The 22,379-nt window shown below is 65.1% G+C and carries 17 protein-coding genes; 12 read left to right on the top strand and 5 right to left on the bottom strand.

All coding sequences use genetic code 11. The features are described 5' to 3' along the window. Nucleotides 1-43: 43 nt before the first annotated feature. The 5 genes from DKT70_RS13775 (at nucleotide 44) to DKT70_RS13755 (ending at nucleotide 7,896) form a co-directional block, all read left to right on the top strand. Nucleotides 44-1,819, top strand: coding sequence for a sensor histidine kinase (locus DKT70_RS13775; protein ID WP_111559695.1), 1,776 nt, complete (start codon nucleotides 44-46; stop codon nucleotides 1,817-1,819). 22 nt (nucleotides 1,820-1,841) lie between these two features. Continuing rightward, the gene (locus DKT70_RS13770) at nucleotides 1,842-3,167 is read left to right on the top strand and encodes a sigma-54-dependent transcriptional regulator (RefSeq protein ID WP_111559685.1); all 1,326 of its coding nucleotides are present in this window, start codon (nucleotides 1,842-1,844) and stop codon (nucleotides 3,165-3,167) included. Between the two features lie 31 nt (nucleotides 3,168-3,198). Further along, nucleotides 3,199-4,383, top strand: coding sequence for an O-succinylhomoserine sulfhydrylase (gene metZ, locus DKT70_RS13765; RefSeq protein ID WP_111559684.1), 1,185 nt, complete (start codon nucleotides 3,199-3,201; stop codon nucleotides 4,381-4,383). A 36-nt stretch (nucleotides 4,384-4,419) separates the two neighbouring features. Next, on the top strand, nucleotides 4,420-5,463 hold the full coding sequence (gene folE2 / locus DKT70_RS13760) for a GTP cyclohydrolase FolE2 (protein ID WP_407672215.1): 1,044 nt from the start codon (nucleotides 4,420-4,422) through the stop codon (nucleotides 5,461-5,463). 66 nt (nucleotides 5,464-5,529) lie between these two features. Continuing rightward, nucleotides 5,530-7,896 carry an ATP-dependent helicase gene (locus DKT70_RS13755; protein ID WP_111559683.1) on the top strand — a complete coding sequence of 789 codons (2,367 nt, stop codon included), beginning with the start codon at nucleotides 5,530-5,532 and terminating at the stop codon, nucleotides 7,894-7,896. On the opposite strand, the gene DKT70_RS13750 is transcribed toward DKT70_RS13755, so the two are convergent. Then, a complete protein-coding gene (locus tag DKT70_RS13750; RefSeq protein WP_233490590.1) occupies nucleotides 7,893-8,672 on the bottom strand; it encodes an EcsC family protein in 780 nt (259 codons plus the stop codon). The two genes, DKT70_RS13755 and DKT70_RS13750, sit on opposite strands and share 4 nt — an antisense overlap. A gap of 90 nt (nucleotides 8,673-8,762) precedes the next feature. On the opposite strand from DKT70_RS13750, the gene DKT70_RS13745 reads away from it, so the two are divergent. Genes DKT70_RS13745 through DKT70_RS13730 form a run of 4 tightly spaced genes read left to right on the top strand, consistent with a single transcriptional unit; the run spans nucleotide 8,763 to nucleotide 12,977 of the window. Continuing rightward, a complete protein-coding gene (locus DKT70_RS13745; RefSeq protein WP_233490589.1) occupies nucleotides 8,763-9,095 on the top strand; it encodes a hypothetical protein in 333 nt (110 codons plus the stop codon). A 13-nt stretch (nucleotides 9,096-9,108) separates the two neighbouring features. After that, nucleotides 9,109-9,690, top strand: a complete 582-nt coding sequence (locus DKT70_RS13740) for a DUF1523 family protein (protein WP_111559680.1) — start codon at nucleotides 9,109-9,111, stop codon at nucleotides 9,688-9,690. Then, nucleotides 9,690-10,631, top strand: a complete 942-nt coding sequence (gene deoC / locus DKT70_RS13735) for a deoxyribose-phosphate aldolase (RefSeq protein ID WP_199559603.1) — start codon at nucleotides 9,690-9,692, stop codon at nucleotides 10,629-10,631. The genes DKT70_RS13740 and deoC overlap by 1 nt, the downstream gene beginning before the upstream one ends. Nucleotides 10,632-10,640: 9 nt before the next feature. Next, on the top strand, nucleotides 10,641-12,977 hold the full coding sequence (locus tag DKT70_RS13730; RefSeq protein ID WP_111559678.1) for an aldehyde dehydrogenase family protein: 2,337 nt from the start codon (nucleotides 10,641-10,643) through the stop codon (nucleotides 12,975-12,977). Nucleotides 12,978-13,012: 35 nt separating this feature from the next. Here the strand turns inward: DKT70_RS13730 and DKT70_RS13725 are convergent, their stop codons facing one another. The 3 genes from DKT70_RS13725 to DKT70_RS13715 form a co-directional block, all read right to left on the bottom strand. Then, nucleotides 13,013-13,978, bottom strand: coding sequence for an ABC transporter permease (locus tag DKT70_RS13725; protein ID WP_083554495.1), 966 nt, complete (start codon nucleotides 13,976-13,978; stop codon nucleotides 13,013-13,015). After that, on the bottom strand, nucleotides 13,971-14,978 hold the full coding sequence (locus tag DKT70_RS13720; protein ID WP_111559677.1) for an ABC transporter permease: 1,008 nt from the start codon (nucleotides 14,976-14,978) through the stop codon (nucleotides 13,971-13,973). The genes DKT70_RS13725 and DKT70_RS13720 overlap by 8 nt, the downstream gene beginning before the upstream one ends. Before the next feature lie 85 nt (nucleotides 14,979-15,063). Further along, the gene (locus tag DKT70_RS13715; RefSeq protein WP_111559676.1) at nucleotides 15,064-16,767 is read right to left on the bottom strand and encodes a peptide ABC transporter substrate-binding protein; all 1,704 of its coding nucleotides are present in this window, start codon (nucleotides 16,765-16,767) and stop codon (nucleotides 15,064-15,066) included. A 256-nt stretch (nucleotides 16,768-17,023) separates the two neighbouring features. Between DKT70_RS13715 and DKT70_RS13710 the strand changes: the two genes are divergently transcribed. The 3 genes from DKT70_RS13710 to purU all read left to right on the top strand — a co-directional run bounded on the left by DKT70_RS13710 (nucleotide 17,024) and on the right by purU (nucleotide 21,100). Next, nucleotides 17,024-18,856, top strand: coding sequence for an ABC transporter ATP-binding protein (locus DKT70_RS13710; RefSeq protein WP_111559675.1), 1,833 nt, complete (start codon nucleotides 17,024-17,026; stop codon nucleotides 18,854-18,856). Nucleotides 18,857-18,911: 55 nt separating this feature from the next. Continuing rightward, on the top strand, nucleotides 18,912-20,078 hold the full coding sequence (locus DKT70_RS13705; RefSeq protein ID WP_111559694.1) for a M20 aminoacylase family protein: 1,167 nt from the start codon (nucleotides 18,912-18,914) through the stop codon (nucleotides 20,076-20,078). Nucleotides 20,079-20,215: 137 nt separating this feature from the next. Continuing rightward, on the top strand, nucleotides 20,216-21,100 hold the full coding sequence (gene purU, locus DKT70_RS13700) for a formyltetrahydrofolate deformylase (RefSeq protein WP_111559674.1): 885 nt from the start codon (nucleotides 20,216-20,218) through the stop codon (nucleotides 21,098-21,100). A gap of 6 nt (nucleotides 21,101-21,106) precedes the next feature. On the opposite strand, the gene DKT70_RS13695 is transcribed toward purU, so the two are convergent. Further along, on the bottom strand, nucleotides 21,107-22,210 hold the full coding sequence (locus tag DKT70_RS13695; RefSeq protein WP_111559673.1) for a glycosyltransferase family 8 protein: 1,104 nt from the start codon (nucleotides 22,208-22,210) through the stop codon (nucleotides 21,107-21,109). Nucleotides 22,211-22,379: the final 169 nt, after the last annotated feature.

The raw sequence follows: 22,379 nt of genomic DNA, 5'->3' as shown, positions 1-22,379 counted from the left end.
TCACGCGAAATGGACGGGCCGGTGTGTGGGCGGTGAAGAGGACATTCAGGACAGGGTCGAACGCAGGCGGGCCAGACGGTCGCGCCTGTCTAACCCGTGGTGGCTGCGCTCCACCGTCGTCCTGATCTTCCTGACGGCGCTGGCAACGATCTGGACGACCAACGCTTGGCTGACCGACCGGTTTTCTGAAAACACCCGCGTCAGGTCCGAACTGCGCATCGCGCTCTACAGTGGCAACCTGATGTCGGAACTGCAGCGCAATTCCGTGGTGCCGCTGCTGCTGGCGCGGGACCCGGCGCTGATCGCGGCGCTGCTGGGAAATGATTTCTCGACCACTTCGGCGCGCCTGATGACCGCGCAAGAGGAGATCGGCGCCGCCTCGATCCGGCTGCTGGATGCCTCGGGGCGGGTGGTCGGATCGACGGACCGCTATCAGATCGGGGTGAACAGCGTCGCCGCCCCCTATTTCGTCGAGGCCCTGCGTGCCCGCGATACCGTTTTTACAGTATCCGAACTGGCCTCGGGGGCCTATGAATTCGCCTATTCCCGCGCTGTCGTGTCGGATGGCAAGACCCTGGGGGTCATCGTCGTGGGGGCCGATCTGTCCCAGCTGGAACGGTCCTGGGCGGGCATTTCGGACGCGGTGGCCGTCACCGACAGCGAGGGCAACATCATCCTGTCCACCGAACCGCGCTGGCGGGGCCTGACCATGCCGCAGGCCTTGGCGGTGCGGTCGGCACCATCGGCCATCCAGCGCGCCTTCCAGGTGACCGCCGACTGGACGGCGACGCCCGCCGATGCCTATGTCCAAGGCCGCGCCGTCATGCGGTCCGAGGCGCGCGTGCCCTTCCGCGGCTGGCGGATGATCAGCTTTACCGCCTACAGTTCGGTGCGCGAAAAGGTCAACGCAATCCTGGCCTTGCAGATCATGGGCTTTGCCATCCTGCTGGCGGGGACCTTCTGGCTGATGTCGCGCCGCGCGCGGCTGCAATCGGCCGCCTATCGCCGCGAATCCGCCGATCTGCGCGCCCTGAATGCCCGCCTGACGCGCGAGATCGCGGAACGCGAACGGGTGCAGAAGGAATTGCGCGTCGCCGAACAGACCATGCAGCAATCCAGCAAGCTGGCCGCGCTGGGGGAAATGTCCGCGGGCGTCAGCCACGAACTGAACCAGCCCCTGGCCGCGATGAAGACCTATCTGGCGGGCGCGCGCCTGCTGCTGCAGCGGTCCCGCCCCGAGGAGGCGCTGTCCAGCTTCCAGCGAATCGACGACCTGATCGACCGGATGGGGGCCATCACCCGCCAGCTGAAATCCTATGCCCGCAAGGGCGGCGAGGCGGTCGAGCCCGTGGACCTGCGCGCCGCCGTCAGCAGCGCGCTGACCATGATGGAACCGCAGCTACGCACGCGCCCGATCCGCATCATCCGCAACGTGCCGCGCGAAAGGGTGATGGTCATGGCCGACCGCATCCGGCTGGAACAGGTGCTGATCAACCTGCTGCGCAACGCGGTCGATGCGGTCAAGGGCCGCCCCGATGCCGCGATCGAGATCACGGTCGAGGCCGGCGCTCACGCCTATGTGTCGATTCGCGACAACGGGCCGGGTGTATCGGACCTCGAAAAGCTGTTTGAACCCTTCTGGACGACCAAGAAGCCCGGCGAGGGCACTGGACTGGGGCTGGCCATCTCCTCCACCATCGTGGCGGATTTCGGGGGTCGCCTGACCGCCCATAACGAAACCGAAGGCGGCGCCGTCTTCCGGGTCGAGCTGCCCTTGCACCGACCCGGACAGCCCCGTCAGGCCCTTGCGGCCGAATGACGACAAACGAGAGGATTGCAGAATGTCCCGGAAGTTGAAGATCGCGATCGTGGATGACGAACCCGACATGCGGGAATCCATCAGCCAGTGGCTGGTCCTGTCCGGCTTCGAGACCGAGACATTCGCCAGCGCCGAAGATGCGCTGAAGGTCATCGGGACCGATTGGCCCGGCGTCGTCGTGACCGATATCCGCATGCCCGGCATGGACGGGATGGCCTTTCTGAAGCGGCTGATGGGGCTGGACAGCAACCTGCCGGTCATCATGATCACCGGCCATGGCGACGTGCCCATGGCGGTCGAGGCGATGCGCCTTGGCGCGATGGACTTCATGGAAAAGCCCTTCAACCCCGACCGCATGACGGCGCTGGCGAAAAAGGCCACGCAGGCGCGGCGGATGACCTTGGACAACCGCGCCTTGCGCCGCGACCTGTCCGAGGGCCAGCAGGTCATGTCCAAGCTGATTGGCGCCAGCCCGGTGATGGAACGCCTACGCGAGGATATTTTGGACTTGGGGCAAGCTGACGGTCACGTTCTGATCGACGGGGAAACCGGCACCGGCAAGACGCTGGTGGCCCATGCGCTGCACGCGGTCGGTCCGCGCGCGTCCAAGAAATTCGTGCCGGTCAGCTGTGCGGCCTTCAACGACGAGGCCTTGGCCACGCGCCTGTTCGGCCCCATGGAGGAAGGCCTGCCTGCGGTCGAGGAAGCCCGTGGCGGCACCCTGTGTCTGGAAGATATCGAGGCGCTGTCCGAACCGCTGCAGGCGCGTCTGCTGGCCTTCATCAGCGAGCAGGGAACGCCCGCCGAAACCCGCATCATCGCCATCAGCAACGCCCGCGGAGAGGGCCGCAAGGCCGAGGATTCGCTGCGTCCCGACCTGTTCTATCGCCTCTCGGCGCTGAAGATCACCCTGCCGCCGTTGCGCGCGCGCGGCGAGGATATCCTGGCGCTGTTCACTCGCATGACCGAGCAGTTCAGCGAAGAATACGGCTGCGAACCCCCGCAGGTCAGCGCACAGGAGGCCGCCCAGCTGCTGCAGGCGCCTTGGCCTGGCAACATCCGCCAGCTGATCAATGTGGCCGAACGCGCCGTGTTGCAGAACCGTCGCGGATCGGGGTCGATCGCCTCCTTGCTGATGGCGGATGGCGAGGATAACCAGCAGGCCACCACGACCGAGGGCAAGCCGCTGAAGGAATATGTCGAAAGCTTCGAGAAGATGCTGATCGACAACACCATGCGCCGCCACAAGGGCAGCATCGCCAGCGTCATGGACGAACTGTGCCTGCCGCGTCGGACCCTGAACGAGAAAATGGCAAAATACGGATTGCAGCGCGGCGATTACCTGTAAAGCCCGCAGCCGTCATCGAAAGGCAGAACTTATGACCGCCAAGTCCGACAAGGACCTCAGCCCCCGCACCCGTGCCGTCCATCACGGCACCCGCCGCAGCCAGTACGGCGAGATGGCCGAGGCGATCTTCCTGACCCAGGGCTTCGTCTATGACAACGCCGCCCAGGCAGAATGCCGCTTCCAGGGGACGGGGCCGGACGAATTCATCTATGCCCGCTATGGCAACCCCACCAGCCGCATGTTCGAGGATCGCATCGCGTCGCTGGAAGGGACCGAGGATGCCTTTGCCACCGCCAGCGGCATGGCGGCCGTCAACGGCGCGATGTTTGCCATGTGCAAGCCCGGCGATCATGTGGTGGCCGCCCGCGCGCTGTTCGGGTCCTGCCTTTACGTGCTGGACCTGCTGGTTAAATTCGGGGTCGAGGTGAGTTTCGTCGACGGCACCGATCTGGACCAGTGGCGCGCGGCCATCCGCCCCGACACCCATGCGGTCTTCTTCGAAAGCGTGTCGAACCCCACGCTGGAGGTGATTGACCTGAAGGCCGTGGCCGATATGGCCCATGCCGTCGGCGCGACCGTCGTCGTGGACAACGTCTTTGCCACGCCGGTCTTTTCGCGGGCCGCCGAACTGGGCGCGGATGTCATCGTCTATTCCGCGACCAAGCATATCGACGGCGGCGGGCGCGCCTTGGCCGGCGTCATCTGCGGCACGCGCCAATTCGTGCGCGAAGTGGCCGAACCCTATCTGAAGCATACCGGCGGCGCGATCAGCCCCTTCCACGCGTGGATCATGCTGAACGGGTTGCAAACCATGGATCTGCGGGTGCGCGCGCAGGCGGATGCGGCGGCCTCGATCGCTGCGGCCCTGCATGGCCATCCGGCGCTGTCGCGGGTGATCTATCCGGGGCTGGCCGACCATCCCCAGCATGACCTGGCCATGCGCCAGATCGGATCAGGCGGAACGATGATCGCGCTAGAGGTCGCAGGCGACAAGGAGGCGGCCTTTGCGGTCCTGGACCGGCTGGAGATCATCAAGATCTCGAACAACCTGGGCGATGCGAAATCCATCGCGGTCCATCCCGCGACGACGACCCACCAGCGTCTGTCGGATGCCGACAAGGCGCATCTGGGCATCACGCCCGGCCTGATCCGCCTGTCCATCGGCCTGGAGGATGCGGGCGATCTGACCCGCGACCTGCTGAACGCTTTGAGCTGACACCCTGCTGCGCATCCCGGCCATGATGATGCCGGGATGCGCTTTGCACTGACATTTCCCGCAGGGTTGCTTATATGGGCCCGGACGCTGCCCCCGGAGGCCATGATGACCCAAGCCCGCCCCCTGACCCCCGCCTATCCCGCGCTGAAGCGGACCTATGATGCCGATTTCAAGGTCGACGAGGCCTACAAGGCCGATCTGCCCGACCTGCAGAACGGTCCTGCCAGCCTGATCATCGGGGCCCGCGCGCCCATCCAGCATGTCGGGATCTCGAACTTCCGGCTGCCGATCCGCTATCAGACCCGCGACGACGGGGTGAATGGCGGAGAGATCGTTCTGGAGACCAGCGTGACCGGCACCGTCAGCCTGGAGGCCGACCGCAAGGGCATCAACATGAGCCGCATCATGCGGTCCTTCTATGGCCATTCCGAACATCTGTTCAGCCTGTCGGTGCTGGAAGCCGCGCTGGAGGATTACAAATCCCACCTGGACGCGCTGGATGCGCGCATCCAGATGCGATTTTCCTATCCGATGCGGGTGGATTCGCTGCGTTCAGGCCTGTCGGGCTGGCAGTATTACGACATCGCGCTGGAGGTGATCGAACACAAGGGCCAGCGCCTGCGGGTGATGCATGTCGATTACGTCTATTCCTCGACCTGCCCCTGTTCGCTGGAACTGTCCGAGCATGCGCGCGAAACCCGCGGGCGCCTGGCGACGCCGCATTCGCAGCGCTCGGTCGCGCGGATATCGCTGGTGATGGAGGGGGCCGAGAAGATCTGGTTCGAGGATGTCATCGACCTCTGCCGCCGCGCGGTGCCCACCGAAACGCAGGTCATGGTCAAGCGCGAGGATGAACAGGCCTTTGCGGAACTGAACGCCGCCAACCCGATCTTCGTCGAGGATGCGGTGCGCGCCTTTGCCGCGCAATTGCTGGCCGATCCGCGCATCGGGGATTTTCGCGTCATCGCCAGCCACCAGGAATCGCTGCATTCCCATGATGCGGTCAGCCTGCTGACAAGCGGGGCGACATTCGCGCAGGAATCGCTGGATCCGACGACGTTCGCGGCGCTGAAGGCCTGAGGGCGATCCAGAACGAAATAAGAACGCGGGCTTTTCATGCGACGGCTCTGCGCCTATGCTGAAGGTATGGATGTGATCGACGATTCCGAAGGAAAGACCCCCGTGCCGCTGTCGCGCCGTGCGATGGCCGCGCGCCCGATGCCCTATCTGGAAGGGCTGAATGCCGCGCAGCGCGCCGCGGTTGAGGCGCTGGACGGGCCGGTCCTGATGCTGGCCGGGGCAGGGACCGGCAAGACGCGCGCCCTGACGACGCGCATCGCGCATCTGCTAATGCAGGGCAAGGCGCGGCCCGGTCAGCTGCTGGCCGTGACCTTCACCAACAAGGCCGCGCGCGAGATGAAGGAACGCATCGCCAAGCTGCTGGGTGAGACGGTCGAGGGGATGCCCTGGCTGGGAACCTTCCACAGCATCAGCGTCAAGATCCTGCGCCGCCATGCCGAGTTGATCGGACGCGACGGGCTGCATCTGAAGCCCAGCTTTACCATTCTGGACACCGACGACCAGATTCGTCTGCTGAAGCAGCTGATCCGCGCCGAGAACATCGACGAAAAGCGCTGGCCCGCAAGGCAGCTGGCGCATTTGATCGACAGCTGGAAGAACCGCTGCCTGACCCCCGCTAACCTGCCCAAGGGCGAGGGTGCGGCCTTTGACGGCAAGGGCGGCAAGCTCTATGCCCAATACCAAGATCGCCTGCTGACGCTGAACGCGGTCGATTTCGGCGATCTGCTGATGCATTGCGTGACGCTGTTTCAGGCCCATCCCGACGTGCTGCGGCAATGGCAGGACCGGTTCCGCTATGTGCTGGTGGACGAATATCAGGATACCAACGTCGCCCAGTACATGTGGCTGCGCCTGCTGGCCCAATCGCATCGCAACATCTGCTGCGTGGGCGATGACGACCAGTCGATCTATGGCTGGCGCGGGGCCGAAGTGGGCAACATCCTGCGCTTCGAAAAGGATTTTCCGGGCGCCGAGGTGATCCGGCTGGAACAGAACTATCGCTCGACCCCGCAGATTCTGGGGGCGGCTTCGGGGCTGATCGCGGCGAACAGCGGGCGTCTGGGCAAGACCTTGTGGACCGATGCCGAACCGGGCGAACCGGTGCGCCTGATCGGCCATTGGGACAGCGAGGCCGAGGCCCGCTGGATCGGCGAGGAGATCGAGGCATTTCAGGGCGGCCACCGCGCGGCCCTTGGGCGCGTGTCGCTGGACGATATCGCGATCCTGGTGCGGGCATCCCACCAGATGCGGGCGTTCGAGGACCGCTTCATGACCATCGGTCTGCCCTATCGCGTCATCGGCGGCCCGCGTTTCTATGAAAGGCAGGAAATTCGCGACGCCATGGCCTATTTCCGGCTGGTCACCAGCCCGGACGACGACCTGGCCTTCGAGCGCGTGGTGAACACCCCCAAGCGCGGCCTGGGCGACAAGGCGTTGCAGACCATCCAGCTGGCCGCGCGGCAGAACGGCGTGAACCTGCTGGAGGGCGCGCGCATCGTGGTTGAGGAAAAGCATGTCGGCGGCAAGGGGCTGGCCAACCTGCGCGACTTCGTGGCGCTGATCGGACGCTCGCACATGGAGGTGCTGAATGGCACGAACCATATCGAACTGGCTGAACGCATCCTGGACGAATCCGGCTATACCGCCATGTGGCAGAACGACAAGTCGCCAGACGCGCCGGGTCGTCTGGAAAACCTCAAGGAACTGGTCAAAGCTTTGGAGGAGTTCGAGAACCTCCAGGGTTTCCTGGAACATGTGGCGCTGGTCATGGACCGTGATGACGGCCAGCAGACCGAACAGGTCAGCATCATGACGCTGCACGGTGCCAAGGGGTTGGAGTTCCCGGTGGTCTTCCTGCCGGGGTGGGAAGACGGGCTTTTCCCCAACCAGCGCGCCATGGACGAACAGGGCACCAAGGGTTTGGAGGAGGAGCGGCGTCTGGCCTATGTCGGCATCACCCGCGCCGAACGGCTGGCCACGATCAGCTTTGCGGGCAACCGGCGGCTTTACGGCCAGTGGCAAAGCTCTCTGCCGTCTCGCTTTGTTGACGAACTGCCCGAGGAGCACGTCGAGGTTCTGACCCCTCCGGGTCTTTACGGCGGCGGCTATGGTGCGGCGATGGCATCGGCCGGCAGCGCACAGATGCATGACCGGGCGGCCAAGGCCGATGTCTATAACTCGCCCGGCTGGAAGCGGATGCAGGCGAAAGCCGCCGAACGTCGCGCGCCGGTCCATCGCACCCCCGTCACCATCGACGCCGCCCCCGCCAGTCGCTTTGCGGTGGGTGACAAGGTCAGCCATGCCAAGTTCGGCGAAGGCCAGGTGATGGGCGTGGCCGAGGACACGCTGACAATCCAGTTCGCCGCGGGCTTCAAGAACATCAAGGCCGCTTATGTCCAACCCGCGGGTGGCGGCGACGACGTGCCTTTCTAGGCGCTGCGGCGGCGGCCGATCCGGGGCGTGTGGCTCGCCCGTTCCAGCGCCGCGGCGTAAAGCGCGTCGATATCCTGATCGGGATGATCGGCGGCCAGGCGCAGCAGGCCGAAATGAATGCCGGCCACCGTTTCGTAATGTTCGACGAAGGCATAGTTGATGGCGGCACCCGTGGCTGCCCCCAGGACGGGAACGGTCTGCGCGCCCAGCTTGGCCGTCACACGCGATGCGAAGGTCCCTGCAAAGCGGCTGATCAGCGCCGAAACCGTCTGGCCGTTCGTCAGCACGCGGTTGGCCAAGAAAGATTGCGCGACCGCGTCGCCATCCTTGCCGGGTTCGCCGTATTGGAACACCGCCAGGCATTCCAGCCGCACCTGCGGATCGCTGGTGTCGAACCCATGCTGGCGCGCGACCTTCTGGATCGAATTGAAGATCACCGTGGTCGATGCGACCAGATCGGGCACCAGCCCCGCAAAGCCGAACCAACCGCCCGTCGCACCCGACACCACCGCCGCCGCGCGATTGGCGATCAGCGGTGCGTGGCGGACGACGCCGATCTGGTCGGTCCGTCCTGACAGGTCGTAAAGCTGCTGGAAGGCACTTTCCAAGACCTTCTCCAGCGCGACGGGCGACATGCCCAGCACGGTCGTCGCGGCCCCTTCGGTCAGGCGGCCCACGGCCTCGACCCCGCGCATCAGCAGGCTGCGGCCGCGCAGGTGCCGGGCGGCCAGGCGGTCAAGCTGTCGGGTCAGATCGTCTGGGACGGGCAGGGTCATCTTGGACATTCCCATGGTGGTTGTGGCTGGAGTGCCAACGCGGCCCCCCGCGCATGGGTTGCCTGACGTGACGCGACATCTGGTCCCCGCTTGCGCCCGCGTGTTACGCTGGACGACGCGACCCAAGGGAAGGACAGGGGCAAGGTGGCATTGATCCGGCTGTGGCTGTTCGTCTTGGCGGTCCAACTGCTTTTCTATGTGCTGCTGCGTATCTATGTCCGGTCCCAGCAGGTCGAACGTCTGGAACACCGTTGGGACGGGCGTCATCCCGACCGGCCCGGCGACAGCGCGGCCCGGCGCGCCTTCATTGCCAAGGCGATGACGGGCTTTGAAAAGAGCCTGAGGGCGCGTCTGACGCTGCTGGTCTTCGTGCTGCCGACGCTGGCCATCCTGGTCATCGTCTATCTAGTCAACTGGCACTAGGAGCTGCCGTCACATGTATTACCTTCGCGTCGCCATCGGCGTTCTGTTCGGCATCATGGCCTTTGCGCTGCTGGATTACACCCTGCCGTCCAAGAACACGGTCAGGATCAGCAACACCTATAACCGGCTGACATCGATCCCACCCTCGGCCACGATCTTCTGGGCCGCGGACAGCACCGGCACGGTGGAAAACGCATCCGGTCAGCGCGACGTGCGCTTCATCGACACGGTGCGTGCCGGCGGCAGCGTCTTCGTCTATCGCAACGAAGACACCGGCTGGGTCTGGCCGCCCTATTTCAAATACGACAGCTCGAACCTGCACGCCGAGGCGACGAACCTGAAATCCTCGGCCAGCGATCCGATCTGGGTCAGCGTGACGGGTTATGGCTGGCGCATCCCGTGGATGTCGACCTATCCCAACGCCATCTCCATCAACACCGTCGCGGGCCCCGACGAACGCCCCACGAACTGGCCCGCCATGGTGATCTGCGCGGTCATGCTGGTGCTGCTGGCGCTGATCTGGCGGATGTGGGCACAATTTCAGGAACGCGGGCTGACGCCGATGCGTGACCGGCTGAACCGAAAGGCCAAGTGATGACCCAGAACCCCGGCATCGACCTGCGGACCGACTGGTTCGCGGACCTGCGCATCAACACCCCCGCCGTCGAACGGCGCGCGGCGACGCTGCCCACGCGGCGCAGCCTGAAGCAGGATCACCAGGCGGCCTGGCTGCTGAACGCGGTGCGCTGCATCGACCTGACGACGCTGGCTGGCGACGACACGCCCGACCGCGTGGCGCGCCTGTGTGCCAAGGCGCGCCAGCCCATCGCGCCCGAACTGCTGGACGCCATGGGTGTCACCGGCCTGACCACCGGCGCGGTCTGCGTCTATCCGACCATGGTCGGCCCCGCCAAGCGCGCCCTGGGCAATTCCGGCATTCCGGTGGCCAGCGTCGCGACGGGCTTTCCCGCCGGCCTGATGCCGCTGGACCTGCGCCTGGCCGAGATCCGCTATGCCTTGGACCAAGGCGCGGATGAGATCGACATCGTCATCACCCGCGCCCATGTGCTGCAGGGCAACTGGGCGGCGCTTTACGACGAATTGCGCGCCATGCGCGAGGCCTGCGGCGCGGCCCGCATGAAGGCGATCCTGGCCACCGGCGATCTGAAATCGCTGGAAAACGTCGCCCGTGCCAGCCATGTCGCGATGCAGGCGGGAGCGGACTGGATCAAGACCTCGACCGGGAAAGAGGGCGTGAACGCGACCCTGCCAGTCAGCCTGGTCATGTGCCGCACCATCCGCGATCACGGCATGCGCACCGGCCACAAGGTGGGCTTCAAGCCTGCGGGCGGCCTGCGCACCGCCAAGGACGCGATCAGCTGGCAGATCCTGATGGCCGAGGAGCTGGGCCGCGAATGGCTGACGCCCGATCTGTTCCGGATCGGCGCCAGCAGCCTTCTGGGCGATATCGAACGACAGATCAGTCATCACGTGACGGGCCGCTATGCCGCCGCCCATCGCCTGGCACTTGCGTAAGGAAACGGGATGAGCCTTGTGAACGACATCATGCAATCCATGGAATATGGCCCCTCGTCCGAGGATGCCTCGGCCGCCCGCGACTGGCTGGCCCGGCGCGGGACCTTCGGCCATTTCATCAACGGCAGCTTCACGACACCGGGTCAGGTCTTCGACACCCGCGACCCCTCGACCGGCGACGTGCTGGCCCGCGTGAGCCAAGGGACCGCCGATGACATCGCCGCGGCCGTCAAGGCGGCCCGCAAGGCGCAGAAGTCCTGGGCCAACCTCTCGGGTACGGAACGGGCGCGGTTTCTCTATGCCATCGCGCGCCATATTCAGAAACGCGAACGCTTTCTGTCGGTGCTGGAGACGCTGGACAACGGCAAGCCCATCCGCGAGGCGCGCGACGGGGACATCCCCTTGGTCGCACGCCACTTCTATCACCACGCAGGCTGGGCCGAGCTGCGCGACACGGAGTTCCCGGACCACGGGCCCCTGGGCGTCTGCGGCCAGATCATCCCGTGGAACTTCCCGCTGCTGATGCTGGCGTGGAAGGTCGCGCCCGCGCTGGCCGCCGGTAATACTGTGGTGCTGAAGCCCGCCGAATACACCCCCCTGACCGCGCTGGCCTTTGCCGAAATCTGTCAGGAGGTCGGCCTGCCCGCAGGTGTCGTGAACATCGTGACCGGTGACGGCGACACGGGCGCGGCGCTGGTCGCGGCGGATGTGGACAAGATTGCCTTCACCGGATCGACCGAGGTCGGGCGCGGCATCGCGCGGGCCTTGGCGGGAACCGGGCGCAGGCTGACGCTGGAACTGGGCGGCAAGTCGCCCTTCATCGTGATGGAGGATGCCGATCTGGACGCCGCCGTCGAAGGTGTCGTGGACAGCATCTGGTTCAACCAGGGCCAGGTCTGCTGCGCGGGTTCGCGCATTCTGGTGGCGGAATCCGTGGCCGAACGGTTCGAGACCCTGATGCGCGCCCGCATGGACCGCCTGCGCGTCGGCGCGCCCTTGGACAAATCCACCGATATCGGCGCCATCGTCGATCCGGTGCAAAAGGACCGCATCCTGTCGATCTGCAAGGCCGCGTCCGATGCCGGGGCCGATCTGGTCGGCGGTCAGCCGCAGGAGGGCTGTTTCATCGCGCCGGGCTATCTGAAGAACATCGCGCCCGCCAATCCCGGCATGCAGGACGAAATCTTTGGCCCCATCGCCACGCTCTCGACCTTCCGCACCGCCGATGAGGCGATCGAGCTGGCCAACAACACCCGCTATGGTCTGGCCGGTTCGGTCTGGTCGGAAAGCGCGACGGTTGCCACCGACATGGCCGCGCGTATCAAGGCGGGCGTCATCTGGATCAACTGCGCCAACATGTTCGACGCGGCCGCGCCTTTCGGTGGCTATCGCGAAAGCGGATATGGGCGCGAGGGCGGCCACGCGGGAATGCTGGATTACCTGACCGCCCCCGGCCCCAAGAATGGCGGCGAGGGCAAGCTGAAGCCCCTGGATGCCATGACCGACGGCGATGCGGCCAAGCCGCAGGGCATCGACCGCACCGCCAAGATGTATATCGGCGGCGCGCAGAAGCGTCCCGATGGCGGGGCAAGCTATGCCGTGCCGGGCGGGCTGGCGCCGCTTGGCGGCCGCAAGGACATCCGCAATGCGGTCGAGGCTGCCTCGAAGGCCGGGAAATGGGCTGCGATGGGCGGACGTGCCCGCGCCCAGGTTCTTTATTTCCTGGCCGAGAACCTGGCCGCCCGCGCCGATGAATTCGACGCCCGCACCAACAAGCGCGAGGTCGAGGCCGCCATCGCGCGCGCCTTCCACTATGCCGCCTGGGCCGACAAGTTCGACGGGCGCAATGTGCAGGCCAAGCCGGGCCATCTGGTGAATGTCATCCCCGAACCCATGGGCGTCATCGGCATCGCCTGTCCGAACCGGAACCCGCTGGCAGGTTTCCTGTCGCTGGTCCTGCCCGCCATCGCGATGGGCAACAGCGTCGTGGCGATCCCCGCGCAGAACGATCCGCTGGCGGTGGCGGATCTGTATCAGGTGCTGGATACCTCGGATGTGCCAGCCGGGGTGGTGAACATCGTGACGGGCGCGCGCGACGCGCTGGCCACGCATCTGGCCCTGCATGATGAGGTCGCGGCCCTTTGGTATTGCGGCACCCCCGAAGGGCACGAGGCCGTCGATCAGGCCGCCAGCGGCAACCTGAAACCCGTCTGGCCCGTCCCGCATCGCGACTGGACGGGCAATGACGCGCAGGGGCAGGATTTCCTGAACCATGCCGTGCGGCAAAAGACGATCTGGCTGCCTTATGGCGCGCTGCCTGCGGGCAGTGGCAGCGCGGCCTATTGACGAATAAGGGGGGCCGCGCGGCCCCCCCTTTCGCATCACCGTCCGCGGATGCGCGGGTCCATCGCGTCGCGCAAGCCGTCACCGATGTAGTTGACGCACAGCACCGTCAGCGAGATCAGGACACCGGGAAAGATCACCCGCGACGGATACAGCACCATCTGGTCCACCGCATCATAGAGCAGCCGGCCCCAGGTCGGGAAATCGGGCGGGAAGCCCAGTCCCAGAAAGCTGAGGGCCGATTCCGTGATGATCGCCGTGGCGATCCCCAGGGTTGCCGCCACCATGATCGGCGACATGACGTTCGGCAGGATGTGGCGCAGGATCATCCGATGGCTGGGCGTGCCGATCGAGCGGGCGGCCAGGATGAATTCACGCTCTTTCAAACCCAGAACCTCGCCCCGGACGATGCGGGCGGCCTGCATCCAACTGGTTGCCCCGATGGCCGAGACGATCAGAAGGAAGATCCCGAAGGCCGCGCCGAAGGTCTGGGACAGCGGTTCGCGGAACAGGGTCACCATCAGCAGCAACAGCGGCAACAAGGGCAGCGCCAGGAACAGCTCGGTCACGCGCATCAGCGGGCCGTCCAACCGGCGGAAATAGCCCGCCGACACGCCGATCAGGCTGCCGATGAAGATGGCGATGGCCATGGCGGTCAACCCGACCGCGATGGACACCTGTCCCCCGGCCATCAGGCGCGCCAGCATGTCGCGGCCCAGCTGGTCGGTGCCAAGCGGATGGGCCAGCGAAAAGCCTTGGTTGCGCGCACGGATGTCCACAAAGGTCGGGTCCATCCGCCAGATCAGCGGCCCCACCGACACGAACAGGATGATCCCCACGAACAGCACCAGCGCCACCATCGCGCCACGATGGCTGCGGAACTGGCGCCAGACATCGCCCCATTGGCTGCGGTTGGGGGAAGGGGCGACGGGGGGCGATGCGGCGGCGGGGGTTGCCGCGTTGCCGGCGGTCAGGGTGGTGGTCTTGTCGGCAGGGTCAGTCATATCGGATCCTTGGGTCCAGCACCCCATAGAGGATGTCTGCGATCAGGGTGAAGACGACGATCAGGATCGCGAAGATGAAGGTCAGGGTCAGCACCATCGGAATGTCGTTGCCGTGGATGGCGGTGATCAGCAGCTGGCCCAGCCCGTTTACCTTGAAGACCTGCTCGGTGATGATGGCGCCGCCGAAGACGGCCGGCAGGCCAAGCGCGATGACGGTGACGACGGGGATCAGGCTGTTCCGCAACACGTGTTTCAGCACGACGACGCGTTCCGACAGACCCTTGGCGCGGGCGGTGCGGACGTAATCCTGGCCCAGGTTGTCCAGCATTGAGGACCGCATGAAGCGGCTGATCTGTGCGGCGTTGTACAGGGCCAGCACCGTGACGGGCATGACCATCTGGCGGACCTGCGCCATGAAGCTGTCCCAGTCCCGCACCTGAAGGGTGGTGTCATAGACCGAAGGGAACCATTGCAGGTTCACGCCGAAAATGATGATCAGCACCACGCCGGTAAAGAAGGTCGGCATCGAAAAGCCGATCATCGACACGAAGGTGCCGATCTGGTCGAACCAGCTGTATTGCTTGTAGGCCGACAGGATGCCGATGGGGATCGCGATCAGGATGCCCACCACATAGGACATGCCGACCACCGTCAGCGTCTGCGGCACGCGCTGCGCGATCACGTCGAAGACGGGGCTGCGCGACTGGAAGCTGATGATGCGCTGCATGCCGTCGCTGAAGCCGGTGCCGAAAGCCTGGTCGAACCAGTAAAGCGGCTCGACCCAGAAGAACTGCTTCAGCCACAGGACATAGCGGATGGGCCAGGGTTCGCCCAGGCCCAGGGCGGCGCGCATGCGGTCGCGCACCTCGGGGGGGACGGTCAGGGGGACATCGCCAAGCGGATCGCCGGGGGATGCTTCCAGCAGCAGGAAGATCACCAGCGAGATGAACAGCAATGTCGGGATCGCCAGCAGCAGCCGGCGTATGGTGAAATTGAGCATGGTGCCTCGGTCGAAGGGTTGCGGGCGGGGACCTGCCCCGCCCTGCGCCAGAGGGGCCGCCCCCGGTCAGGGGCGGCCGCTGGTGTCACTCGGCCGCGCGCGACCAGTCCGCGACGTTCCAGATCTCGCTGTCCCATGCGTTCAGCTGAACGCCCTCCAGCGTGTTGGAATGGGCCGAGGCGGTGCCGCGATAGACCAGCGGGATGATGGCGTTGGTATCCTTGGTCAGCATCTCGTTCATCTTGCGGCCCATGGCGGCGCGTTCGTCGGCATCGACGATGCCTTCCAGTTCCGACACCATGCGATCGTATTCGGGATCGCAGAAGCGGCTGGTGTTCTCACCCTGCCACTGGTTGGCGGGGCTGGGTGCCTTGTTGCAGGTGTGCTTGGACAGATAGGGTGCCGGGTTGTTGCCGTCGAAGTTGTCGGCATACATCTCGATATCGGCATAGAACTTTTGCAGCGTGTCGGGCGAGCCCGCATCCGATCCGAAGAAGACCGAGGCATCGATGGTCTTCAGCTCGGTCTCGACGCCGATTTCCGACCACCACTGCTTGATCAGCGCCTGGAAGTCCTGGCGCACCGCGTTGACCGAGGTCTGGTAGAGCATCGACAGGCGCACGCCGTCCTTTTCACGGATGCCGTCGCCGCCCTTGACCCAGCCCGCTTCATCCAACAGGGCATTGGCGCCCTCGATGTCCTGGGTCAGGCATTCGGTGTTTTCGGACGCCCATGCCGCAGGGGCGGGGACATAGTTGCAGGTGGCCTTGCCCGCGGGACCATAGCCGATTTCGACCAGCAGCTCGCGGTCGATGGCCATGGATAGGGCCTTGCGCACCGCCGGGTCCGACAGGAAGGGGTGGGGATGTTCCAGCGTCGACCGCGTTTCGGCGGGCAGGTTCGGCGATGGGTCGGTCAGGTTGACGTGCAGGCGTTCGACAAGGCTGCCGAAGGCGGCCGTGACCTTGCCGCGGCCCGCCGCCTCCATCCCGGCGATGACGTCGGGGGCCAGCTGGGTGTTCCAGGCATAGTCGAACTCACCCGTTTCCAGGACCGAACGCGCGGCACCCGCCGCATCGCCGCCACCCTTGACCAGCACGGTCGCGAAGGCCGGTTTGTCGGGGTCGCGATATTCGGGGTTCGCTTCCAGCGAGATGGTGTCGTTCGTCAGGAACTCGGTCACCCGGAAGGGGCCGGTGCCGACGGGGTTGAAGTTCTGTTCCGTGCAGGTGGGCGCATTGGCGCCGGTGCAGTTTTCGAACTGGGCCTTCTGCAGGATCGGCGACTGCGCCCCCACGAAGGCCGAGAACGGGTCCGGGCGCGGCGCGTTGAAGGTGATCTTGACGGTATGGGGATCGACGGCCTCGATGGTCTTGATGCCTTCGAACTTGGCCAGCTGCGAACAGCCGCCATCGGGGTCCATGCAGTAATTGGCGGTGAAGACGACGTCATCGGCGGTGAAGGGCGTGCCGTCCGACCACTTGATGTCGTCGCGCAGCTTCCAGGTGACCGAGGTCATGTCCTCGGCGATGCCGCCATTCTCCAGACTGGGCAGTTCGGCGGCCAGGCGCGGATAGATGGTGCCCTTGGCGTCATAGCCGGCCAGCGGTTCCAGCGTCAGGCTGCTGGCGATGACCTCCTTGGTGCCGCCGGACAGATAGGGGTGCATGGTCGTGGGCGCCTGCCACATGATCAGGCCAAGCTGACCGTCGCTGCCGCGTTCGGCGAATGCGGCGGGGGCCATCGTCAGCGACGCGACGGCGCCCATCAGAACGGTTCTCAGTTTCATCAGGCTCTCCTGTTGGGAATGAACCCGCGGGGCGTCTGCGCATCGTCGGCCATTCTGAGGGCCGTTTCTTGGTTCGGTTGTCCCGGTCTTGTTGGGCATGTTCGTGATGTCGCCGTCCCTGCGGAATGAGGTCATCATCCGTCAAAGCCCAATCCGAAAGCAAGTCCCATCGCGCAGACGCGGCCGCCGCCTTTGCGCTTTGACTTTTGCAGGGCAGCGACTAGCCTTCGGGCTTGGACATTTGCCGGGGGACAGCATGCTTGACGACAAACCGCTCGTTTCAATCGAAAAACTTCGTGTCGAGTTCGAAACGAATGACGGCGTGGTGGTGGGCGTCAAGGATGTCAGCTTTGACATCAAGCCGGGCGAATGCGTCTGCGTGGTGGGCGAATCCGGGTCGGGCAAATCGGTCAGCTCGCTGTCGCTGATGCGGCTGGTGGAATTCGGCGGCGGCACCATCGCGGGCGGGCGGCTGATGTTCGATAAAGGCGACGGGCAGGTGGTGGACCTGGCGACGCAGGGCAGCCCGGCCATGCGCGACATCCGCGGCAACCGCATTGGCATGATCTTCCAGGAACCGATGACCGCGCTGAACCCGGTCTTCACCGTGGGAGATCAACTGGCCGAGGGCCTGATGGCCCATCGCGGCATGAACCGCACGCAGGCCCGGGCCCGCGCGCTCGAGATCCTGCGCCAGGTCCGCATGCCAGAGCCCGAGCGCCGGCTGGACCAGTATCCGCATGAACTCTCGGGCGGGATGCGGCAGCGAATCGTCATCGCTATCGCCATGGCCTGCGAACCGCGCCTGCTGATCTGCGACGAACCCACGACCGCGCTGGACGTCACCATCCAGGCCGAAATCCTGGCGCTGATCGACCGTCTGAAGCGGGAAAAGCAGATTGCCGTTCTTTTCATCACCCATGACATGGCCGTGGTCGCGCAGATGGCAGATCGTGTCGTGGTCATGTATCGCGGCGACAAGGTCGAGGAAGGGCCGGTCGAACAGATTTTTGAAAACCCGCGCGAAGATTACACCAAGATGCTGCTGGCCGCCGTGCCCCGCCTGGGCGAGATGACCGGCAAGCCCGCCCCCGAACGCCTGCGCCTGATGCGTGACGGCACCCATGGCACCCCCGAGCCGATCATCGTCGCCGATCCCAAGCCGTTGCTGACGGTTCAGAACCTGACCACGCGTTTTGCCGTCAAGGGCGGCGTGCTGCGGCGAACGCTGGCCAATGTCCACGCGGTCGAGGATGTCAGCTTTACCATCAACGGCGGCGAGACGCTGTCGCTGGTGGGGGAATCGGGTTGCGGAAAATCCACCTGCGGGCGGTCGATCCTGCGGCTGGTGGAACCGCAATCGGGGCAGGTCGATCTGCACGGGACCGACATCCTGGCGCTGTCACAGCGGGCGCTGCGCAAGGCGCGGCGCGACATGCAGATGATCTTTCAGGACCCCTTCGCCAGCCTGGACCCGCATATGAAGCTGTACGACCAAGTGGCCGAACCGATGCAGAACTATGGCATCGGCAGCCGAAGCGAGCGCGAGGACCGCATCGCGGCCCTGTTCGACCGGGTCGAACTGCCCCGCCATTTCATGCGCCGCTATCCACACGAGATGTCGGGCGGTCAGCGCCAGCGCATCGCCATCGCCCGCGCCTTGGCCCTGAACCCCAAGCTGATCATCGCCGATGAGGCCGTGTCGGCGCTGGACGTGTCGGTCCAGGCGCAGGTGCTGAACCTGCTGATGGAGTTGCAGCAGGACATGGGCATTTCCATGCTGTTCATCAGCCATGACATGGCCGTCGTGGAACGCGTCAGCCACCATGTCGGCGTGATGTATCTGGGCCGGATCGTCGAAATGGGCACCCGCGCGCAGGTGTTTGAAAACCCCCAGCACAGCTATACCCGCCAGCTGATGTCGGCCGTGCCGGTGGCCGATCCGCGGCAGAAGAAGATCTCCGAGGATCTGAACTTCCGCCCGATCCCCTCGCCGATCCACCCGGTCGATTACACGCCCCAGCCGTCGGTCTATCGCGAGGTTGCGCCGGGGCACCGGGTGCTGGTCGATCCCGTCACGCATGGCTGAACCGGACTTGCACGACCTGCAGGAACGCGCCAACCTGACGCCGAAGGAGAACAACATGCCCGTCAAGAACCGCTTTGCCGAACTGCTGCCCGAGATCACCGCCTGGCGCCGCGATTTCCACGAAAACCCCGAACTGCTGTACGAAGTGCATCGCACCGCCGGCAAGGTCGCCGAACTGCTGCGCGAGTTCGGCTGCGACGAGGTGACCGAGGGCATCGGCCGCACCGGCGTCGTGGGGGTCATCAAGGGTCGCACCGACACCAAAGGCCGCACCGTGGGTCTGCGCGCCGACATGGACGCGCTGCCGATCAACGAACAGACCGGCGTCGAATATGCCAGCAAGACCCCCGGCAAGATGCATGCCTGCGGCCATGACGGGCATACCGCCATGCTGCTGGGCGCGGCGAAATATCTGGCCGAGACCCGCAATTTCGACGGCACCGCCGTGGTCATCTTCCAGCCCGCCGAGGAAGGCGGGGCAGGGGCCGAGGCGATGATCCAGGACGGTCTGGTCGATCGCTGGGGCATCGACGAATTCTATGGCATGCACAACATGCCCGGCATGCCGGTGGGCCAGTTCTCGATCCGGCCCGGCGCGATGATGGCGGCGGCCGATCAGTTCGACATCACCGTCACGGGCAAGGGCGGACATGCCGCCAAGCCCCACGAATGCATCGACACCACCCTAACCGCCGCCCAGATCGTCGTGGCGCTGCAATCGGTCGTGGCGCGGAATGTCGATCCGCTGAAGAACGCCGTCATCTCGGTCTGCGTGGTCAGCACGGATTCGACCGCCTACAACGTCATCCCGCAGGTCGTCCGGCTGAAGGGCACCGCCCGCAGCCTGGCCCCCGAGGTCCGCGACCAGCTGGAGGAAGGCATCAAGCGCGTCGCCACCAACATGGCCGCAGCCATGGGCGCCGTGGCCGAGGTCGATTACCAGCGCGGCTATCCCGTCACCATGAACAACGAACAGGCGACCGAATGGGCCGCCGACATCGCCCGCCAGATCAGTGGCGACGTCGACATGGACATGCAGCCGATGATGGGCGGCGAGGATTTCAGCTATATGCTGAACGAACGTCCCGGCGCCTATATCTGGGTCGGCAACGGCGACACGGCGATGGTCCACCACCCCGCCTACAACTTCAATGACGAGGCGATCCCCGCCGGTTCCAGCTGGTATGCCGGCATGGTCGAGGCCCGTCTGCCCGCCGCGTGATGCCCCCACCGATGGCGATGTCGCGGCCTGCATGTCAGCGGTCGCAAACATGATTGTCATTCCCCGGCAATCGTTCGAAATGCAGGGGCGCGGGATGTGACATTCCGCGCCACGGCAATCAAGGGGACGAACGTCAGATGAAAAGCTATACCTTGCGCGTGACCTGCGCCTCGACCCGCGGAATCGTCGCGGCGATTTCGGGCTTTCTGGCGGATGCGCAATGCAACATCACCGACAGCGCGCAATTCGACGATGTCGAGACGGGACGCTTCTTCATGCGCGTCAGTTTCCGGTCCGAAGGCGAGGCCACGCTGGAGAGCCTGCGCGCCGATATCGCCCCCGTGGCCGAACGCCTGAAGATGGAGGTCGCCATCAGTGACGACGCCGTCAAGAAGAAGGTGCTGATCATGGTCAGCCGCTTCGGGCATTGCCTGAACGACCTGCTGTATCGCTGGCGCATCGGCGCGCTGCCGATCGACATCGTGGGCGTCATCTCGAACCACCACGAATACCAGAAGGTCGTCGTGAACCACGACATCCCCTTCCACATGATCCGCGTGACGCCCGAAAACAAGGCCGAGGCCGAGGCCCGGCAGATGGAGATCATCGACCAGACTGGAACCGAGCTGGTGGTTCTGGCACGCTACATGCAGGTGCTGTCGGACCGGATGTGCCAGCAGATGTCGGGGCGGATCATCAACATCCACCATTCGTTCCTGCCCAGCTTCAAGGGCGCGAACCCTTACAAGCAGGCCTATGAACGGGGCGTCAAGCTGATCGGCGCGACCAGCCATTACGTCACCGCCGATCTGGATGAAGGCCCGATCATCGAACAGGATACGGTGCGCGTGACCCATGCCCAATCGGCTGGCGATTACGTGTCGCTGGGCCGCGACGTCGAGGCGCAGGTGCTGGCCCGCGCGGTCCACGCCCATATCCACGGTCGCGTGTTCCTGAACGCTGCAAAGACGGTGGTCTTCCCGGCCTCTCCGGGCAGCTATGCCAGCGAACGCATGGGCTGAGACGCGTCAGAACAGGGGCAGGCGCGGCCCTTTCAGGACATGATCCGTGTATTCGGCGGCGATGGGGGCGATGCGGTCGAAGACCGGTGTCTGGGCGCAGACCTCCCACCACTGGCGGTAATAGACCATGTCTTCGGCCTTGATGGTCTGGAACGGGTTGATCCGCAGCGCCCGGTCGCCCGTGGCGGTCAGATGGTCGCGGATCTGCCCTTCCTGTTCGGCGGTCAGGCGCAGGTGGAAGGGCTTGGCGATCCTTCCTGCGAAATGGACCACCGCGGGGGTGAAATCCCGCGGAAAATCGTGGAAGCGATAGTTGTATCGGTCATGGGCGCGCAGATAATTGCTGCCATGCGTCATCGAGTACAGCCCCTGATCCCCGAATTCGAGACCCTTTTCCTGCGCCCAGGCCGCCGTCCGAAGATAGGGCTGAAGTCCGACGCCGTCCTTGCGCAGGCGCTGCAGGTCGATGACCATCGTTCCGCTGTTGAAGATGCCTGCACAGATGCGGCGCAGCCGGTAATTCGGCATGCCCTTGGCATGGGCCTCGGGGACGGGGCCTGACAGGACCGGCGGGGTGATGGGCACCTCGCGGCAGGCGGCGACGTAATTTCCCAGTAGAGGCTGGGTCGCGAAGGGCAGCAGGTCATCCGTCACCAGCGTGTCAAGGGGATCCAGATACAGGACCCTGTTCATCGTCTCGGGCAGGTATTGATGGGCGATATACCACAGGAATCGCGCGCCGAAGGGCCGGCTGCCCAATTGGCTCAGCTGGGCGAAATCCTTGCGTTCCTGCACGGCGATCACGTGCAGCGTCAGGTTCGGCAAGCGGTCGCAGAAGGCGGCAAGGTCGCGAAGCTTGTCCTGCGACAGGGTCAGGTGGAACAGCCAGAAGTCGATCTGGTCGCCGGAATGGCTTTGCGACAGCGACAGCAGCATCACCTGCAGCACATCCGCATCATCCCCGCCAAGCGAGGTCATGACGTTCAGATGCGCAGGTTCGCGCCGGGCGGGATGGCGGCGGCGTTGAAGCGCATCGATTGCGATGGGTCCAACGGCGGGCAGGCGGCGATAGATGTCTTTGGCTTGCGCGCGGCGCTTCGGGGATAGCATCTGGGCCTGTATCTTGGGGCGCAGACAATAAAGGGGGCTGCGGCGGTCACGGTCCCGGCATCATGCGCAGGGGCTTGCTCGATCTGCAAGATCGCGGCGGCCGAGACCGTCGGAATTTTGAACGCCCCGCCCTTTCGGACGGGGCGGGGCGTGACGTCACGGCTTGGGG

This window comes from Paracoccus sediminilitoris, assembly GCF_003259195.1.
GTDB classification, from domain to species: domain Bacteria; phylum Pseudomonadota; class Alphaproteobacteria; order Rhodobacterales; family Rhodobacteraceae; genus Paracoccus; species Paracoccus sediminilitoris.
Note: the sequence above shows the minus strand (reverse complement) of the source record. Positions and strands in the feature narration are given on the sequence as shown.

Bases quoted from the DNA above. Each gene is read 5' to 3' on its own strand.
- DKT70_RS13770 (WP_111559685.1), top strand. From the start codon at position 1,842: ATGTCCCGGAAGTTGAAGATCGCGATCGTGGATGACGAACCCGACATG.
- DKT70_RS13695 (WP_111559673.1), bottom strand. From the start codon at position 22,210: ATGCTATCCCCGAAGCGCCGCGCGCAAGCCAAAGACATCTATCGCCGC.
- DKT70_RS13755 (WP_111559683.1), top strand. From the start codon at position 5,530: ATGGATGTGATCGACGATTCCGAAGGAAAGACCCCCGTGCCGCTGTCG.
- DKT70_RS13720 (WP_111559677.1), bottom strand. From the start codon at position 14,978: ATGCTCAATTTCACCATACGCCGGCTGCTGCTGGCGATCCCGACATTG.
- DKT70_RS13750 (WP_233490590.1), bottom strand. From the start codon at position 8,672: ATGACCCTGCCCGTCCCAGACGATCTGACCCGACAGCTTGACCGCCTG.
- DKT70_RS13710 (WP_111559675.1), top strand. From the start codon at position 17,024: ATGCTTGACGACAAACCGCTCGTTTCAATCGAAAAACTTCGTGTCGAG.
- folE2 (WP_407672215.1), top strand. From the start codon at position 4,420: ATGCGCTTTGCACTGACATTTCCCGCAGGGTTGCTTATATGGGCCCGG.
- DKT70_RS13705 (WP_111559694.1), top strand. From the start codon at position 18,912: ATGCCCGTCAAGAACCGCTTTGCCGAACTGCTGCCCGAGATCACCGCC.
- DKT70_RS13740 (WP_111559680.1), top strand. From the start codon at position 9,109: ATGTATTACCTTCGCGTCGCCATCGGCGTTCTGTTCGGCATCATGGCC.
- deoC (WP_199559603.1), top strand. From the start codon at position 9,690: ATGACCCAGAACCCCGGCATCGACCTGCGGACCGACTGGTTCGCGGAC.
- purU (WP_111559674.1), top strand. From the start codon at position 20,216: ATGAAAAGCTATACCTTGCGCGTGACCTGCGCCTCGACCCGCGGAATC.
- DKT70_RS13730 (WP_111559678.1), top strand. From the start codon at position 10,641: ATGAGCCTTGTGAACGACATCATGCAATCCATGGAATATGGCCCCTCG.
- DKT70_RS13725 (WP_083554495.1), bottom strand. From the start codon at position 13,978: ATGACTGACCCTGCCGACAAGACCACCACCCTGACCGCCGGCAACGCG.
- DKT70_RS13715 (WP_111559676.1), bottom strand. From the start codon at position 16,767: ATGAAACTGAGAACCGTTCTGATGGGCGCCGTCGCGTCGCTGACGATG.
- metZ (WP_111559684.1), top strand. From the start codon at position 3,199: ATGACCGCCAAGTCCGACAAGGACCTCAGCCCCCGCACCCGTGCCGTC.